This is a genomic window from Flavobacterium sp. C3NV (genome assembly GCF_046825355.2).
GTDB lineage: Bacteria > Bacteroidota > Bacteroidia > Flavobacteriales > Flavobacteriaceae > Flavobacterium.
Map to the genome: position 1 here is coordinate 38,759 of NZ_JBKQBJ020000012.1, position 16,337 is coordinate 55,095.

Here is a 16,337-nt window from a genome sequence, read left to right on the forward strand (position 1 = left end):
TCTTTAACAAAGTCGGAATTTGCTGTTATAAATGAAGTCAGATTTTACCTCTGTTTTAGCGAAGAACGGTTCTAAATAAGAAATTATAACGTTATAGTTGCTCTTTTATACCGCTTTTTCTTCTGCATTTTAAAAAATCAATTCTAAGATTAAACTTTCCTCCACTTTCAAAAAAAAATCCAAATAAAAAAACTTGTAATTCAAATTATTTAATAGCTTTGCAATTCAAAGTACTTTTAAATAAATATAACTATGAAACACAAATTAGATATTTTAGAATCTTACACTCAAAAAACCGGAGTAGTAATTAGTTTAATTGTAACGCTGTTTAGCAGCATTTTCCTTATTATCGCTCTTCTCTCTAAAGAACATTATTGGCGTAATTATGAATCAATTGATTTACTAAGTCTCATATTCGAATTTGTATATGGAGTTGGAGTTTCCTTCTTAATTCTTAGAAAAAGGCAAACGTACATTCACTTAGCTCCTTTCCTGATCCTAAACTGGTTTATTGGCTGCTTTAGCTTAAATACATTTATTCCTGTTTTTCAGGATCTCCCTGTATGGGTTTATTTAACCACTCTGGCTTTTTGTCTCTCTAATTTTTTTATTTACAGAAATTCAGATGAAAAGGGAAATACATCTATCGCTTTTTTCATAAATGGCGTATCGTTTTCAATCATCTTATATTTTGCGCTTTACCTGATTCCAATTATGCCATTCTCTTTTATGGGACTTATAGCTTTAGGAGTAGGTTTCTATGGCTTGGTACCGGCACTTGTTATCATTATCCATACAATCACAATTATTCGATATCTCAGTAACAATAAAATTTATGCTGTTTCTTTTAGCGGAGGTTTTTTAGTGGTATTAATTAGCATGATTGTCTTTACTGTAGGATTAAATATTGAAAGCAGAAAAATAACTCAATCGGCCAGAATCAATTCATTTGATCAAAACAATGAACTGCCTTATTACATCTCAGTTTCACAGAATTTAAAACCTAATTTTTTTAATGAAATTCTATTAAAAAAAGACATTGTCTATATTCCGCTTCACGATATATTTTCTTTTAGCTCTTTTAATTCCTTTGGCAGCAAACAATTTAATGAGCGTAAAATTAATAATCCGTTCATATCTATTGCCTATTTGTTTTGTGAAGACCTAACTCTGGACAACGACGATAAAATAAACATTCTAAAATCAAACTTTGACAAACGATTAGAAACCGAAGAACAATTATGGAGTGGCGACGATTTATTTACCAAAAGCATTAAAGAAGATGTAAAAATTTATCCGGAAACGCGTTTGGCTTATACTGAAATCACAATGAAAATTGCCTGCGAGCAAGAATCCGGGAGAAACAACAAGGAGGCTATTTATTCTTTTCAATTACCGGAAGGTTCTGTTGCAACATCGTTATCATTATGGGTAAACGGAATCGAAAGAAAAGGAGTTTTGACTACGAAAGAAAAAGCGAAAGCAGCTTATAAACAAATTGTTGGTGTAGAATACCGCGATCCTTCTTTAATGCAATGGAAAGAAGGAAATAAAGTGGTTGTTAGGGTTTTCCCGATTAATTATAAAACGCCACGCACCTTTAAATGTGGTTTTACAACTCCTTTAAAAGTTGAAGACAATCAAATGAAATACCAGAGTCTTTCTATAAAAGGCCCAAATATTTCGAATGCCGAAACGATATCAAGAATCCAGACCGTTGGAAATACAAAAATAGAAACCAGTAAAGATTTTGAACTAAATAAGAACTACTACATCAATCAATCAAAAGGATTAGACAATTGGGAAGCTACTATGCCTTTGACTCAACCTTTGCAATCAAATTCATTTGCATGGAAAAATAAAGTTTATGAAGTCACGGAAATTCAGAAAACAGCTATTCCGTTTACACCTTCAGAAATTATATTAGACCTAAACAGCAGCTGGACGACTAAACAGATCGAATCTTTTGTGGACTTAAATAAAAAGAATTTGTTTGTTATTATAAACGGAGAAAAGAAATCAATCGATAAAGACAATTTTAAAGCTATCGAATTAGAATTTGAAGATCTGCACTATTCTTTATTGCCTCTTTATAAAATGACTCCAAACAGCTTAATCATTACAAAATGCGGTACGTTTTCTACTAATTTTGAAGAACTTGAAGATTCCCGTTATTTAAAGAAAATAAGAACCGGAACAAAAGAGAGAAATTTAAAAGTAATTAATATTTCATCTGATATTAATCCGTTCTGGCAGACTGTCAAGGAGCAAAAATATGTAGATTACTTTCAAACTAGTTTAAAAAACAGCTTAGAACTCATTAATAAAAATCAATTTATTCTATTTAAAACAGCGACTAACACGGTCAATATAGAACCTGCAAATATTGCAATTCACGAAATTCCACAAACCAGCGTTACTAAAACCAATGGACCAAATCATATTTACAGAATGTATGCTTTTGGAAAAGTATTAAACGAACAAGTCAAAATTCAAAATAGTTATTTGTCACATTATAAAAATGAGCTTATTTCTCAAGATACTGCTAGCGTTACAGTGGTTTCGGTTGACGAATTGCGCGAAGAAGAAATCAAAATTAAAAATGATTCCCTTTTTTATAATAAATATGTAGATCTAGCTAAAGATGCCAATATTGTAACACCAATATCTTCTCTAATTGTTCTTGAAACTGATGAAGATTACAAAAATAACGGAATTGAGAAAAACGTTGATACACTAGGAAATGCCTCTATAAACAACGATGGCGCTGTTCCTGAACCACACGAATGGTTATTAATTATTCTGGGATCTACAATACTTTTCTTCTATTACAGAAAAAACAAAAAGCAAACTATCTAATGAATTTTATATTTCAATACAAAAACGCAATTGCCCTATTGATTTTGGCTTGTTTACTAGCTATGAACTCGAATATAGTGATGTCCGGGCTTGATAGTAATCTCTTCGGAATTGTATTTTCAATCGTATTGTTTCTAATTGGGGGTAGAAAAACTTCATTTAATATGAACTACCCTCTTTTAGTTTTAATTTTTGTATTAGAATTTATAAGCTTTCGTTTGCATACCAAATCTTTGCATTTTTTAGCTTTAGCACTGCTAGCCTGCTTTTTATATTACAGTCTTACCAGAAAATTTTCATTCATCGCCTTTATCTGTATTTTATTATTCTCATCTGTTTTCAGCACTTTTTTTGATTATTTGACAGTAGAAATCAAACAAACTCTTTGTTACGGCGTATATCTCACTTTAAAAGATTTCATCCCCATAACAAAGATCGAAGGTGTTAATTTTTATATCAACAATGCGAAAATCACTATAGATACGGCATGTATGGGATTGTCGATGTTTAAAACCGGTTTGCTTGTTGGAGCTTTTTTATTGACTCTGGAAGAACGAAAACAACAGAAATATTTCAATGTCAAACAAATCTTCCTGTTTTGTTTTATGGTGATTTTATTCAATATCATTTCGAATTATTTCAGAATCGTGACTTTAATTTTATTTAATTGTACCGAAGAGAATGCTTTACATTACACTATTGGTTTACTTTGTTTTGCATTTTATCAAATTATACCAATGTTATTCTTCATTCGTTTTTTTAAACCTAATCAGGAAGAAACACTCCATTCAAATTCTAATAAATTTACCTTCTTTCTTATTACAATAGCATTTTCAATTGTACTCGTAACCAGCTTAGAAATCAAAAAAGAATTGAAACATAATTTGCTCGAAAATTTAAATACAACTTATAATCTTAAAAAAGGAATCTGGATAAGCCCTGAAGTTTTTAAAATTGTAACTCCTGAAAAACTTATCTATATTAAAACTCCGTCGCACAATCCTTTGGTTTGCTGGACAGGAACTGGGTATAAAATTATCGAATCGAAAGTGATCAAAAAAAACAACGAAGAAATATGTTTTGTTCGAATGGAGAAAAGTAACATTCAATATCACTCTTATTGGTGGTACGAGTGTGACAATAAAAAATATACTTCACTTGCAGAAGTACTTCTAATAAAACTTTTTCAAAATAAATCTGTTCGATTAATCAACGAAACCAGAATTCCAAAATAGACAAAAAAAAGCCTGATATTTTTTTAATATCAGGCTTTTATATATTTTACATCAACTTCTGGATGATAACTTCTTCGGTTATTCCTTCCGCATCTGCTTTGTAGTTTTTAATAATTCTGTGTCGCAAAATTCCGGTTGCAACTGCTTTTACATCTTCAATATCCGGTGAGAATTTCCCATTAAAAGCCGCGTGGGCTTTTGCAGCCAAAATCAAGTTTTGAGACGCTCTTGGTCCTGCTCCCCAATCCAGGTAATTCTTTACAAAATCATTCGACAAAGCATTATCCGGACGTGTTTTGCTTACCAAAGTTACAGCATATTCAATCACATTATCTGCTACAGGAATTCGACGAATCAAATGTTGGAAATCGATAATTTCCTGAGCCGTAAACAAAGGATTAATGGTTGTTTTAGCATCAGAAGTTGTACGTTTTACTACCTGAACTTCTTCTTCAAAAGTTGGGTATTCTAATTTAATAGCAAACATAAAACGGTCTAATTGTGCTTCCGGCAAAGGATAAGTTCCCTCCTGCTCAATTGGGTTTTGCGTTGCCAATACAAAATAAGGCAAATCTAATTTATAGTTTTGTCCGGCAATGGTAACCGAACGTTCCTGCATGGCTTCAAGTAAAGCAGCCTGCGTTTTTGGTGGCGTTCTATTAATCTCATCTGCCAAAATAATATTCGAGAAGATGGGTCCTTTTATAAATTTAAACTGTCTGTTTTCATCCAGAATTTCACTTCCTAAAATATCAGACGGCATTAAATCAGGCGTAAACTGAATTCTTTTAAAATCTAATCCTAAGGCTTGCGCCAAAGTATTGATCATTAACGTTTTTGCCAATCCCGGAACACCTATCAAAAGTGCGTGTCCTCCTGAGAAAATACAAAGTAAAATTTGGTCTACAACTTCATCCTGGCCTACAATGATTTTTGCTATTTCGGTTTTTAATTCATTTCGTTTCTGAACTAAATTATGAATTGCTGCTACGTCAGACATTTAGATATATTTTTAAAATTGAAAAGAGTTAGCTTTATGAATTCATAAAACTAACTCTTTTTATTTATTTAATAAAACTTATTTTTTCAACCAGTTGTATACAAAGTTACAATCTCTGTACTCTCCAATAATTTTGATATAAGTATCTTTTATTTTAGTATCAAACCACTTTGAGATTGTTGTGATTTGTTTTTCTTTCAATGCTAATTCTTTAATCTTAGTATAATCTTTCGCATAATCAGCAGTGTGTGCATCAATTCTATTAGTGATAGTAATTAACTTGTATGTCTTCTTACCTTTATCGTCTGTATTTAAAATTGGCTGAGAAATTTCATTATCCTTCAGGTTAGAAACCTGGCTGTATAAAGTTGGATCCATTTTAGTCAACTCAAAACGTGTATCCTGAGTATTAGGATTAATCAATGTTCCACCGTTTGCTCTTGTTTCTTTTTCGTCAGATTCTGTTCTGGCAGCTTCAGCAAAAGTAATTTCTTTGTTTTCTATTTTAGCTCTGATATTCGCAATTCTTTCCTTAGCATCTTTCAAAGCTGTCTCAGAAACTGTAGGTGCAATTAAAATATGACGTAATTCAACTTCTTGTCCTTTTATTTTGTCTACCATAATAATATGATACCCAAAAGTAGTTTTAAAAGGTTCTGAAACTTCCCCTTCTCCTAAACTAAAAGCAACATCTTTAAATTCTTTTACGAATGGAGTTTTTCTGGTCATTTTATAAAACCCTCCATTTGGTGAAGATCCGGGATCTTGCGAATACAAAACTGCTTTTGTTGCAAAACTAGATCCTTCAAGAACATCTTTTCTTATGGCATTTAATCTGTCTTTTACCTTTTGCTCATCCTCTGCAGAAACTTTTGGTTCTACAACGATTTGAGCTACTTCCATCTCAGCTCCAAAAGTTGGCAATTCCTCTTTTGGTATTTTCTTAAAGAAATTACGAACTTCTTCAGGTGTAATTTCTACTGCGTCGACAATTTTCTTCGTCATTTCAGAAGCTAATTTTTGCTCCTTTAAGATATCCGAAAAATAAGTTTTGAACTCCTCTACCGAATTTTTTTTGTAATAAGCAACTACTTTATTGATATCTCCTACCTGTTGAATCATATAATTCAATCGATCATCCATCATGCCTCTTATTTCTGCATCACTTACTACGATACTATCCTGAATCGCCTGGTGTGCGTACAATTTATCTTCTAAAAGTTTACCAAGCATCTGGCATCTTGTAATATCTTTTATAGAACCTCCCTGAGCACTAATTTCTAAATATGCTTTATCAATATCTGAATCTAAAACAATGTAATCTCCCACATTGGCTATAATACCGTCAATTTTTTGCTTTTGTCCAGTTAGTTGAACTGGTTTCTGGATCACAGTATCTTTAATAATTTCCTGAGCCGAAATGATTGAGTTGAAAAAAAATAAAAAACACATTGTCAACACTAATTTGTAATCAATTGTTTTTAACTGTAATTTTTTTAATAACATTATTTTAAATTTAATTTGAATGTAAAGATCTTGCTTTAGAATTTCGTTTTAAACCACAATCACTTTAAATGTATTTCCCGGATATTATTGTACTGAAAATACTAAATAATTAAGATCTAGTTCTTTTTAACTTATAACGAACAAAAATAACAATTCAATTACATAATACAACTATCGGCTATACTATTAACAAAAAATTATATGGATGATAGCTGAATTTCATATAGAACAACTGTTTCCATGAGATTAATCTCTTTAAAAAAAGGTGGTAATCCTTACCACAACACTCACAAAGACCGATTTAAGAACTATTTTACACCAATTTAAAAGAAGTAACTTTTGATGAAATAAAAAAAGTTATTAATACTACAACGTTTTCGTAGTATAACTATTTTCTTATAAAAACAAACCGAATCAAAAAACATATACTTTAGATGAATAATTGATAATTATTGAGTGCAAAAATTACGAATACACATCGCAAAACCTCTAATAAATATCAAATTACAAAACTTTATTATCTAACCTAAAACCAAATCTTATTATGAAAAAACCTATTCTAAAGATTTATTTGCTTGCAGTAGCAACCGCATTCTTTTATTCCTGTTCGCAAAATGAAACCAACGAAACAGACTCAAGAGCGGAAAGTCAACAATTTGAAATCATTAATGTTACGCATCACGACGGAAAGCCTTTTAGTACAGGAACTTCTAATTCATCAACAGGAAAGTATGTTGACAATCCCGGAGGTGGCGTTATGATGCAGGCTTTTTATTGGGATGTACCTGCGGGAGGAAACTGGTGGAATACCGTAAGCGGTAAAGTAGCTGCCTGGGGTAATGCAGGAATTGGATCTATTTGGCTTCCCCCAGCTTCTAAGGCTCAAAATGGGGCTTTTTCTATGGGATACGATCCAACAGATTATTTTGATTTTGGAGATTATAACCAAAATGGTTCTGTAGAAACCCGTTTTGGTTCAAAAAACGAACTCGTAAGTTTAATTACCAATGCACATGCCGAAAATATAAAGGTATATGCTGATATTGTGATTAATCATAATAGTGGCGGACAATCTGAAGCGAATCCGTTTACAGGAACGAATACCTGGACTAATTTTACCGGAGTAGCTTCTGGAAAATTCCCACGTACTTACAATGATTTTTACAAAAATAGCTACGGTAATAACGACGAAGGTTCTTTTGGAGGTTTTCCCGATTTATGCCATGCGGCTCCAAATGTTCAAAATTGGTTGTGGTTAAGAGCAGACGGTGTTGGTAAATACTATAAAAATACAATGAAATTTGACGGCTGGAGATTTGACTACGTCAAAGGATTTGGTGCCTGGGTTGTTAACTCCTGGAATGCTAATGTAGGCGGCTTTTCTGTTGGGGAATTATGGGATTCGAATGTAAACGTATTAAATGACTGGGCCAATAATGCCAATAGTTCTGTTTTTGATTTTGCGTGTTACTATAAAATGAATGATGCATTCGACGGAAATAATCTTGCGTTATTAAACGACGACATGATGTGGAAAAGAAATCCATACAAAGCTGTTACGTTTGTTACCAATCACGATACAGATGAAATTTCGAACAAATTACTAGCGTATTCTTATATTCTAACACATGAAGGATATCCAACAATATTCTACAGAGATTATGAAGAATGGCTGGATAAAAACAAATTAAACAATCTGATCTGGATTCACAACAACAAAGCTACAGGTACAACTTCGATTTTATATGCTGATGATGATGAATATGTTGCCAGAAGAAATGGGTACAACGGAAACCCTGGATTAGTCGTTTACATCAATAACTCTAACTCCTGGCAAGAACGATGGATTCAGACCAATTGGGCAAATGCACAGATTAAAGATTTCACAGGAGCATCGACCTGGTATCCAACAACACAGGCTGATAAATGGGTAAAAATTCAATGTCCGCCAAAAGGATATTCTGTTTGGTCGCTTAACCAATAATTTTAAAATTAATAATTCTAAGGCTGTTCTAAAAAGACAGCCTTATTTTTTGCTTACAACTTCGCTTTAATAAAATAAAAGAGTTCCTAATTTAAGAAGTGAATATTTTTATTAAGCCGTAATTAATAGTACTTTTGCAACCTATTTATACGAAATATGAGCTTTTTAAAAGAAATACAACGCAGAAGAACATTTGGAATTATATCGCATCCCGATGCCGGTAAAACAACTTTAACAGAGAAGTTATTGTTATTTGGAGGGGCCATTCAGGAAGCAGGAGCTGTAAAAAACAATAAAATTAAAAAAGGAGCAACGAGTGATTTCATGGAAATCGAACGCCAAAGAGGTATTTCGGTTTCGACATCTGTACTTGCTTTTAATTATAAAGAAAAAAAAATCAACATTCTTGATACTCCGGGACACAAGGATTTTGCTGAAGATACTTTTAGAACTTTAACTGCTGTTGACAGTGTTATCGTTGTAATCGACGTTGCAAAAGGGGTTGAGGAACAAACTGAAAAATTAGTCGCAGTTTGTAGAATGAGGAATATCCCGATGATTGTTTTCATCAATAAATTAGACCGTGAAGGAAAAGATGCTTTTGACTTAATGGATGAAGTAGAACAAAAACTTGGACTTACGGTTACTCCTTTGAGTTTTCCTATTGGTATGGGTTATGACTTTCAGGGAATTTATAATTTATGGGAGCAAAACATTAACCTTTTTAGTGGAGACAGCCGTAAAAATATCGAAGAAACTATCGCCTTCTCTGATGTTCAAAGCCCTGAATTAGAAAAAATTATTGGTGCTAAACCAGCTGACAGATTACGTGAAGAATTAGAGTTAATTGACGAAGTATATCCAAAATTTGATCGTCAGGATTATTTAGACGGAAAATTACAGCCTGTATTTTTTGGTTCAGCTTTAAATAATTTTGGAGTTCGCGAATTGTTAGATTGTTTCGTAACCATCGCTCCGTCTCCAAGACCAAAAGATTCTGAAACTCGTTTGGTAGATCCTACTGAAGAAAAAATGACCGGTTTTGTTTTTAAAATCCATGCGAATATGGATCCTAAACACAGAGACCGTTTGGCTTTTATAAAAATTGTTTCAGGAACTTTCGAAAGAAATAAACCTTATTACCACGTTCGCCAAAAGAAAAATTTAAAATTCTCCAGCCCGAATGCCTTTTTTGCTGAGAAAAAAGAAATCGTCGATATTTCGTATCCAGGAGACATCGTAGGTTTACACGATACAGGAAACTTTAAAATTGGTGATACTTTGACTGAAGGTGAAATCATGAGTTTCAAAGGAATTCCGAGTTTCTCTCCGGAACACTTTAGATACATCAATAATGCTGATCCTATGAAAGCCAAACAACTGGACAAAGGTATCGATCAGTTGATGGATGAAGGTGTCGCACAGTTATTTACTTTAGAAATGAACAACCGTAAAGTAATTGGAACTGTTGGAGCACTTCAATACGAGGTTATCCAGTATCGTTTGGAGCATGAATACGGTGCAAAATGTACTTACGAAAACTTCCCTGTTCATAAAGCGTGTTGGGTAAAACCTGATGATGCTAAAAATGATGAATTTAAAGAATTCAAACGTATTAAACAGAAATTCTTAGCTCATGATAAATACGGTCAGTTAGTTTTCTTAGCCGATTCTGACTTTACAATTCAAATGACTCAAAATAAATATCCAACTGTGAAGTTATTCTTCACTTCAGAATTTGATTAATTTTTTTAAAGAAAAACATATAAAGGCTGTCTAAATTACTTTAGACAGCCTTTTATATTAAGATATAATTCTAAACTGTTACTTATAATTGATCCCTAATCCTCCGGCAATCATAATTTTAGCAAGTTCTCCTTCTCCTACAATTATATCTTGTACCAAAACATTATTCTTAACGGACTCTATTGCAAAAGGTATTTCTTTTGAAAGATAATAATCATCGCCAGTAATTGTAACTATAAGACTTTTGTTGCTTTTTAAAACTTTTACAGGAATACAAAATTCTCCTGTTTTAGAATTTATTCTAAATGCATTTTCAGAATCATTAATTCTAAGTTCTAAATTTGGATACATTTTACGGGAAAATGGTTTATTTGTTGTAGCATTCAATAATTTTCCTTTAACAGCGATTACCAGTTCATGCCTGGAAGTATGATTATAGGCAACTTTACCCATTAAATGTTTGCTTGGTTTTGGGCAATTTACTTCAGTTTTAACAGGTGTTTTTTCCTGTCCGGACACATTTGAAGCTAATAAAAGTGAGGCCGCAATTGCTGCATATTTCAGATTATTAATTTTAGAAGTCTCATTGTATTCAAACTCGTGATCTAATTGTGTTACTTTCAAACGGGCACAGATATTTTGATCTTTAGTTTCTGCAATAAATTTAGCCACTTCAGCATTCGATTTTTTACTTAAATCGATTACATTTTTCGCACATGAATTACAAAATGATCCGGTTGCATTGGGAATCATTTTATTAAAATTTTCAGAACAAGGGCTTGCTATCTCTAAGGTGAATTTCTTTTTCATAATGTACTTTATTAAGTTAAGATCTTTTCGAAGATGCTTATTTACTTATATAGAGTACATTTTTCGTAAAAAGGTTGGGACGAAAGCAAAATAATTTTCAATCCTGAATTATTCCTCAATAAAAAAGACACAAAAAAGCATAAAAAAAGCGCTAATGTATCATTAGCGCTTTTTTTTAATTTGAATTAATGCAACCTTAATAGTTTATTATATCCAACAAATTAATCCCATTTTATTAGGAGAAACCAATTTATGATAAGAAATCATAAATAAGAAATTTAGTCGACGAAAGTAAAACTAAATCGGTTGAAATGCATTTATTTTAATTGAAATAAAAAAGCCCCATTTAAAAAATGGGGCTTTAGTACTTTATGCTTGTCCTGCCGGACCAAAATTAAGCGGTATTGGTGCTTGTTCAGTCTCTTTGATTTCGCCATGAGCGCTTTCAAATCGATGAATGTTTTCTCCAATTGCTTTTAATAATCTTTTAGCATGTTGTGGTGTCAAGACAATTCTTGACTTTACTTTGGCTTTAGGAATACCAGGCATAATGCTCACAAAATCTAAAACAAATTCTGATGATGAGTGGTTGATAATTGCCAGATTAGAATAAATTCCTTCTGCGACAGTTTCGTCTAACTCAATGTTAATTTGTTCTTGTTGGTTCGAATTACTCATAGTTTCCTAATTTAATAGATATACTCTTCTTTATTAGCCATCATTTCATTGTAATCGTCTTTAGATCCAACGATAGTATTATCGTATTCTCTCATACCAGTTCCTGCAGGAATTCTGTGTCCAACAATTACATTTTCTTTTAATCCTTCTAAATCATCTACTTTACCAGCTACAGCAGCTTCGTTAAGTACTTTTGTTGTTTCCTGGAAAGAAGCAGCAGAGATGAATGATTTAGTTTGTAGCGAAGCTCTTGTAATACCTTGTAAAACTGGCGTTGCAGTTGCAGTAATTACGTCTCTAGCTACAACTAGATTTTTATCATTTCGTTTTAACAATGAATTTTCATCACGTAAATCACGAGGAGAAATAATCTGACCTGGTTTCAATACCGCAGAGTCTCCAGAATCTTCAACTACTTTCATACCGTATAATTTATCGTTTTGAACGATGAAATCTTTAGTGTGAATTAATTGATCTTCTAAGAATAATGTATCTCCCGGATCCTGAACTCTTACTTTACGCATCATTTGACGAATAACTACCTCAAAGTGCTTGTCATTAATTTTTACCCCTTGTAAACGGTATACCTCCTGAATTTCATTTACCAAGTACTGTTGAACAGCAGCCGGACCTTGAATTCTTAAAATATCATCTGGTGTAATTGCACCGTCAGACAATGGTACTCCCGCTCTTACGAAGTCATTTTCCTGTACTAAGATTTGGCTAGAAAGTTTAACTAAATACTTTTTAATCTCACCAAATTTAGATTCGATAACAATTTCACGGTTACCTCTTTTGATTTTTCCAAAAGATACAACACCGTCAATTTCAGAAACAACCGCTGGGTTTGAAGGGTTACGAGCCTCAAGCAACTCAGTAATTCTTGGTAAACCTCCTGTAATATCTCCTGCTTTAGAAGAACGACGTGGAATTTTTACTAATACTTTACCTGCTTTAATTTTCTCTCCATTCTCAACCATAAGGTGGGCTCCTACTGGTAAGTTATACGAACGAATCAATTCACCTTCTTTACCGTAAACTAATAAAGTTGGAATTAATTTTTTATTTCTGGCCTCAGAAATTACTTTTTCCTGGAATCCTGTTTGCTCATCGATCTCCACCATGAACGATTGTCCTTGCTCTAAATCCTCGTAAGCGATCTTACCAGTAAATTCAGAAACAATTACACCATTATATGGATCCCACTTACAGATCACAGATCCTTTAGTAACTACTTCACCGTCCTTCACGAAAATACTAGATCCGTAAGGAATATTGTGTGTATTTAAAACGATTCCAGTTTTCTCATCAACTAATTTTAATTCAGTTGAACGTGATACTACGATATCTACCGCATTACCTTCACTATCCTCACCTTTTACAGTTTTTAAATCTTCAATCTCAAGTCTACCGTTGAATCTTGTAACAATACTAGACTCTTCAGAAATACCTCCGGCAACCCCTCCAACGTGGAACGTACGAAGTGTTAACTGTGTACCTGGCTCTCCAATAGACTGAGCTGCAATAACTCCGACAGCTTCACCTCTTTGTGTCATCTTACCAGTAGCTAAGTTTCTACCGTAACATTTCGCACAAATACCTTTTAAAGCCTCACAAGTTAATGGAGATCTCACTTCTACTCTTTCAATCGGAGAAGCTTCAATAACTCTCATGATTGCTTCAGTAATTTGTTGTCCAGATTCAACCAGAACTTCATTAGTAAGAGGATTAATAACATCTTGCAATGCAACACGTCCTAAAATTCTTTCTCCTAAAGATTCAACAATTTCCTCATTTTTCTTCAAAGCAGAAACTTCAACACCTCTAAGAGTACCACAATCTTCGATGTTTACAATAACATCTTGTGATACGTCATGAAGCCTTCTTGTCAAGTATCCGGCATCGGCAGTTTTAAGAGCCGTATCCGCAAGTCCTTTACGAGCACCGTGAGTAGAGATAAAGTACTCAAGGATCGAAAGACCTTCCTTAAAGTTAGAAAGAATCGGGTTTTCAATAATCTCACCACCACCGGCAGTAGATTTTTTAGGCTTAGCCATCAAACCACGCATACCAGTTAACTGACGAATCTGTTCCTTAGACCCCCTCGCCCCAGAGTCAAGCATCATATATACAGAGTTGAAACCTTGTTGGTCTTCTCTAATATTTTTCATTGCTAATTCTGTTAACTGAGCATTTGCAGAAGTCCATACGTCAATAACTTGGTTGTAACGCTCGTTATTGGTGATAAGCCCCATGTTATAATTCACAGAAATACCTTCAACTTGTTCTCTGGCATCTGCAATTAATTTTGTTTTTTGTTCCGGAATTCTAATATCACCTAAAGAGAATGATAAACCTCCTCTAAATGCGAATTTATACCCCATATCTTTCATATTGTCCAAGAAAGCAGCAGTAGTAGGTACATTAGTCACACTTAAAATGTGTCCAATAATATCTCTAAGGTTTTTCTTAGTCAATACATCATTGATATATCCAGCTGCTTCAGGTACTACTTCATTAAATAATACACGTCCTGCAGTTGTTTGGATAATTTTGTATACTAATTCTCCAGCTTCGTTAAAATCTTTTGCTCTAATTCTTACACGAGCATTCAATTCTAATCTTCCTTCGTTTAGTGCAATATTTACTTCTTCAGCAGAATAGAAAGTTAAGTCTTGACCTAAAATTACATGTTCTGGTGTAGAGATACGTTCTTTGGTCATATAATATAGACCCAAGACCATATCCTGAGAAGGTACAGTAATTGGCGCACCATTTGCAGGGTTAAGGATATTGTGAGAAGCCAACATTAATAATTGTGCCTCTAAAATAGCCTCTGGTCCTAATGGTAAGTGAACCGCCATCTGATCCCCATCAAAATCGGCGTTGAAAGCCGTACATACTAATGGGTGTAACTGGATCGCTTTTCCTTCAATTAATTTTGGTTGGAAAGCCTGAATACCAAGTCTGTGTAACGTAGGAGCACGGTTAAGTAATACTGGGTGACCTTTAATTACATTTTCAAGGATATCCCAAACTACAGGCTCTTTTTTGTCTATAATTTTCTTAGCAGATTTTACTGTTTTAACAATACCTCTTTCAATCAATTTACGGATAACGAAAGGTTTGTATAACTCAGATGCCATATCTTTTGGCAATCCACATTCAAATAATTTTAATTCAGGACCAACAACAATTACCGAACGAGCAGAATAATCCACACGTTTTCCAAGTAAGTTTTGACGGAAACGTCCTTGCTTACCTTTTAAGGAATCAGATAATGACTTTAATGGTCTGTTAGATTCTGTTTTAACAGCAGAAGCTTTACGAGTGTTATCAAATAATGAATCTACAGATTCTTGTAACATACGTTTTTCGTTTCTTAAGATAACTTCAGGAGCTTTAATCTCCATTAATCTTTTCAAACGGTTGTTACGGATGATTACACGACGGTATAAATCATTCAAATCTGAAGTTGCAAAACGACCTCCATCAAGTGGCACAAGCGGACGTAATTCTGGTGGAATAACTGGAACCACTTTCATAATCATCCACTCAGGACGGTTCTCGCGATTTAAGTTAGACTCACGGAAAGACTCAACAACTTGTAATCTTTTTAAAGCTTCAGTTTTACGTTGTTTAGATGTTTCGTTATTAGCGCTGTGTCTCAATTGGTAAGACAACTCATCTAAGTCGATACGAGCTAATAAATCCATAATACATTCTGCTCCCATTTTGGCAACAAATTTATTAGGATCCATGTCATCTAAATATTGGTTTTCTTGCGGAAGAGTATCTAAGATATTCAAATATTCTTCTTCAGTTAAGAAATCTAATCTTTGTAATGATTCTCCATCTGCATTTTTAGCAATACCAGCCTGAATTACTACATATCTTTCGTAGTAAATGATCATATCTAATTTCTTAGATGGAAGACCAAGGATATAACCAATTTTGTTTGGAAGAGAACGGAAGTACCAGATATGAGCAATTGGCACAACAAGGTTGATGTGTCCTACTCTGTCACGACGTACTTTTTTCTCAGTAACTTCAACACCACAACGGTCGCAAATGATACCTTTGTAACGAATTCTTTTATATTTACCACAAGCACACTCAAAATCCTTAACAGGTCCGAAGATTCTTTCACAGAAAAGTCCGTCACGTTCTGGTTTGTGCGTTCTATAGTTGATAGTTTCTGGTTTCAAAACCTCTCCTCTTGATTCTTTCAAGATAGATTCAGGTGAAGCCAATCCAATTGAGATTTTGTTGAATCTTTTAACTGGATTTTTATCTTTATTATTATTTCTATTATTCATCATAGTTTTTACTATTGATTTATCTGCAATTAAAAAATTGATTTTAACTTAATTCTACTCATCGTAAATTATTAAGTCGCTACCACGGATTACTTCTCTAAACTTCAAACGTCAATTTTGAAGTGCTAATTATAAAACTTTTCAGGTTTAAATAAAAAATCGGAACGGGTTACGGGTATAAATCCTAAAAACTTTTATTT

9 protein-coding genes are annotated in these 16,337 nt (G+C 33.3%); 4 read left to right on the forward strand and 5 right to left on the reverse strand.

The window, feature by feature from the left end; translation table 11 throughout:
- The first annotated feature begins 252 nt into the window (after positions 1-252).
- Together ACIDC4_RS17030 and xrtN are read left to right on the forward strand one after the other, a co-directional pair.
- Positions 253-2,859 carry an XrtN system VIT domain-containing protein gene (locus ACIDC4_RS17030; protein WP_412043052.1) on the forward strand — a complete coding sequence of 869 codons (2,607 nt, stop codon included), beginning with the start codon at positions 253-255 and terminating at the stop codon, positions 2,857-2,859.
- Positions 2,859-4,094, forward strand: a complete 1,236-nt coding sequence (gene xrtN / locus ACIDC4_RS17035) for an exosortase N (RefSeq protein ID WP_412043051.1) — start codon at positions 2,859-2,861, stop codon at positions 4,092-4,094. The genes ACIDC4_RS17030 and xrtN overlap by 1 nt, the downstream gene beginning before the upstream one ends.
- A 46-nt stretch (positions 4,095-4,140) precedes the next feature.
- Here the strand turns inward: xrtN and ACIDC4_RS17040 are convergent, their stop codons facing one another.
- Both ACIDC4_RS17040 and ACIDC4_RS17045 read right to left on the reverse strand, forming a co-directional pair.
- The gene (locus ACIDC4_RS17040) at positions 4,141-5,094 is read right to left on the reverse strand and encodes an AAA family ATPase (protein WP_194617838.1); all 954 of its coding nucleotides are present in this window, start codon (positions 5,092-5,094) and stop codon (positions 4,141-4,143) included.
- Positions 5,095-5,172: 78 nt separating this feature from the next.
- Complete coding sequence (locus tag ACIDC4_RS17045; protein ID WP_412043050.1) at positions 5,173-6,600, reverse strand: peptidylprolyl isomerase; 1,428 nt, start codon at positions 6,598-6,600, stop codon at positions 5,173-5,175.
- 544 nt (positions 6,601-7,144) lie between these two features.
- On the opposite strand from ACIDC4_RS17045, the gene ACIDC4_RS17050 reads away from it, so the two are divergent.
- Together ACIDC4_RS17050 and ACIDC4_RS17055 are read left to right on the forward strand one after the other, a co-directional pair.
- Positions 7,145-8,584 (forward strand): alpha-amylase, encoded by a 1,440-nt coding sequence (locus ACIDC4_RS17050; protein WP_412043049.1) that lies wholly within the window; start codon positions 7,145-7,147, stop codon positions 8,582-8,584.
- A gap of 156 nt (positions 8,585-8,740) precedes the next feature.
- A complete protein-coding gene (locus tag ACIDC4_RS17055; RefSeq protein ID WP_412043048.1) occupies positions 8,741-10,330 on the forward strand; it encodes a peptide chain release factor 3 in 1,590 nt (529 codons plus the stop codon).
- A 78-nt stretch (positions 10,331-10,408) separates the two neighbouring features.
- On the opposite strand, the gene ACIDC4_RS17060 is transcribed toward ACIDC4_RS17055, so the two are convergent.
- From ACIDC4_RS17060 to rpoC, 3 genes are all read right to left on the reverse strand, one after another.
- Positions 10,409-11,140: a hypothetical protein gene (locus ACIDC4_RS17060; protein ID WP_412043047.1), complete on the reverse strand. Its 732-nt coding sequence runs from the start codon at positions 11,138-11,140 to the stop codon at positions 10,409-10,411.
- 369 nt (positions 11,141-11,509) lie between these two features.
- Positions 11,510-11,818 (reverse strand): DUF3467 domain-containing protein, encoded by a 309-nt coding sequence (locus tag ACIDC4_RS17065; protein ID WP_173969914.1) that lies wholly within the window; start codon positions 11,816-11,818, stop codon positions 11,510-11,512.
- An 11-nt stretch (positions 11,819-11,829) separates the two neighbouring features.
- A complete protein-coding gene (gene rpoC / locus ACIDC4_RS17070; RefSeq protein ID WP_412043046.1) occupies positions 11,830-16,140 on the reverse strand; it encodes a DNA-directed RNA polymerase subunit beta' in 4,311 nt (1,436 codons plus the stop codon).
- Positions 16,141-16,337 lie beyond the last annotated feature (197 nt).

What these genes read in the sequence shown, in the direction of transcription:
- ACIDC4_RS17030 (WP_412043052.1), top strand. Translation starts at nt 253, where the DNA reads ATGAAACACAAATTAGATATTTTAGAATCTTACACTCAAAAAACCGGA.
- xrtN (WP_412043051.1), top strand. Translation starts at nt 2,859, where the DNA reads ATGAATTTTATATTTCAATACAAAAACGCAATTGCCCTATTGATTTTG.
- ACIDC4_RS17050 (WP_412043049.1), top strand. Translation starts at nt 7,145, where the DNA reads ATGAAAAAACCTATTCTAAAGATTTATTTGCTTGCAGTAGCAACCGCA.
- ACIDC4_RS17055 (WP_412043048.1), top strand. Translation starts at nt 8,741, where the DNA reads ATGAGCTTTTTAAAAGAAATACAACGCAGAAGAACATTTGGAATTATA.
- ACIDC4_RS17060 (WP_412043047.1), bottom strand. Translation starts at nt 11,140, where the DNA reads ATGAAAAAGAAATTCACCTTAGAGATAGCAAGCCCTTGTTCTGAAAAT.
- ACIDC4_RS17065 (WP_173969914.1), bottom strand. Translation starts at nt 11,818, where the DNA reads ATGAGTAATTCGAACCAACAAGAACAAATTAACATTGAGTTAGACGAA.
- rpoC (WP_412043046.1), bottom strand. Translation starts at nt 16,140, where the DNA reads ATGATGAATAATAGAAATAATAATAAAGATAAAAATCCAGTTAAAAGA.
- ACIDC4_RS17045 (WP_412043050.1), bottom strand. Translation starts at nt 6,600, where the DNA reads ATGTTATTAAAAAAATTACAGTTAAAAACAATTGATTACAAATTAGTG.
- ACIDC4_RS17040 (WP_194617838.1), bottom strand. Translation starts at nt 5,094, where the DNA reads ATGTCTGACGTAGCAGCAATTCATAATTTAGTTCAGAAACGAAATGAA.